The sequence below is a fragment of the Actinoplanes sp. NPDC051411 genome (genome assembly GCF_040682075.1).
In the GTDB taxonomy this organism is placed as follows: domain Bacteria; phylum Actinomycetota; class Actinomycetes; order Mycobacteriales; family Micromonosporaceae; genus Actinoplanes.
On record NZ_JBFBAD010000283.1, the window covers coordinates 1 to 1,876 of the forward strand.

Annotated in this window: 2 protein-coding genes; one reads left to right on the forward strand and one right to left on the reverse strand. The window is 68.4% G+C overall.

The genetic code is table 11. The features are described 5' to 3' along the window. The first annotated feature begins 112 nt into the window (after positions 1-112). Positions 113-463 (forward strand): UBP-type zinc finger domain-containing protein, encoded by a 351-nt coding sequence (locus AB0M88_RS53225; protein ID WP_364116314.1) that lies wholly within the window; start codon positions 113-115, stop codon positions 461-463. Between the two features lie 188 nt (positions 464-651). Here the strand turns inward: AB0M88_RS53225 and AB0M88_RS53230 are convergent. Continuing rightward, positions 652-1,876, reverse strand: a 1,225-nt coding sequence (locus tag AB0M88_RS53230) for a glycoside hydrolase family 36 protein (protein WP_364116317.1), incomplete at its 5' end; no start/stop codon positions are given.

The following is a 1,876-nucleotide window of genomic DNA, read 5'->3' on the forward strand; positions in this document are numbered from 1 at the left end:
CCAAGGTCGAACTAGATGCTTTACCTCGACCTTGGGCCCATCTCCCGGCTCACGTCCCAGCGCAAGAAACCCCAACCCGCCAACCGCAACAAGACCGGGTAGGTTCAAAACCGTGACGACCGACAATCCGATCCAACCAGACGTCCCACCCTCCGGCCCCGGCTGCGTGGAGTGCCTAGACGGAAGCGGCTGGTGGTTCCACCTCCGCCGGTGCGCCCAATGCGGCCACATCGGCTGCTGCGACAGCTCTCCGTCGCAGCACGCCACCGCTCACTGGAAGGAGACCGGGCACCCGATTATTCAGTCGTTCGAGCCCGGCGAGGACTGGTTCTGGGATTACTCGAGCGAGCAGGCCGGGGAGGGCCCGTCGCTGGCGGCGCCCGACAGTCATCCGGCCGCCCAGGGTGTGCCGGGCCCGTCGGGGTTTGTGCCCGATGACTGGCGCACCAAGCTGAACCGATAGGGGGGCTGACAGCGCCTCCTGGAGTGCCGACTCGACCGCGGCGAGGTCGTCGCGGTCGAGCGCTGAGCATGCCTGGTTGATCCACACGGTGATCTACGGCGGGGCGGCTCTCGTGGGACGGGCGGCGCCGCCGTGGACTCGGCTGAGCAGGTCGAGGATCTGCCGGCGGCGGATGGCGGCCAGCGTGGTCATGAGATCGGGTAGAGCTGGCCGTCGGTGGCGACGGCCGGAGTGAAGTCGACCGGGCGGCCGTCGATGGTGAAGCGGTAGCGGTCGAGTTGGCGGACGGACGGCTTTTCGGTCAGGAATTCGTGGAGTGATGCCAGTTCGGCCTGGGTGAGCCAGGACGGCGGGTCGGAGACGGCCCGGAAGCCGCACAGGACGGCCAGGTCGCGCAGCCACTGGAGTTGCTGGGTGGTCAGCAGGTTGAGTTTGCTGCGGAAGTAGACGACGTCCGGGTCGACCTCGATCAGGGGTGACTGCCACAGCCGGTGAATGCTGTTGACCACCGCGTTGCGCGCTGTCGCGTCGGAGGGGTCGACGGTCGCGTAGTTGTCCCACATCGGTGCCACGTCGGGTCCGCTGCGGATGCCGTCGAGCAGGCCGAGCGACGGCAGCAGTATGGCGCCGGAGCCGAGCAGATAGACGTCGTCTCCGGCCGTTGACCGCACCAGTTCGAGGGCCGAGCGGTAGACCGATTCGGAGGTCAGGGCGGCCGCGTTGATGAAGTCCAGTTTGAGGTAGCGGAAGCCCCATTCGTGGACGACGGTCGAGATGAGCGAGGCGATGTGCGAGCGGGCGGCCGGTGACGTCAGGTCGAGCGCGTAGTAGGGGCCGCCCCAGTTGTAGCCGGCGGTCACCGGCGCGCCCGAGGGGTCCCGCAGCAGCAGCGACGGCTGCTCGGTGGCAACCTGGGAGCCCGGCAGCGCGATGAACGGCGCCAGCCACAGTCCGGGCGTGAATCCGGCGTCGCTGATCCGGGTGGCCAGCGCGCGCATTCCGTTCGGGAACTTCGCGTTCGCCGACCAGTCGCCGACCTGGACTTCCCAGCCGTCGTCGATCTGCACCACGTCGTAGGGCAGGCCGGAGAGGTCGGCGATGTCTTTCGCGAGCTGGGTCTCGGTGACGGTCTCGTAGTAGGCGTACCAACTGCACCAGACGTTTCCGGCCCGGCGGCGGGGGCCGCCGAACCGCAGAGCGAGTTGGTCGGTGTAGGCGCGGAAAACTTCCGCTTCTTTCCCGTACGCGAGGAACCAGCCGTCCGAGGTAGTCCCGGGTGACGCGTACCAGCCGGTGAGGGTGTCCTGATCGGCTACGAGCCGTGGGGTGTCGAGGCCGAGCGCGCCGAGCAGCAGCGTACGACCGTCGCGGCCCTGCAGGGCCGGGTCCGGCGATGCGTGTTGGGGTTGCGGG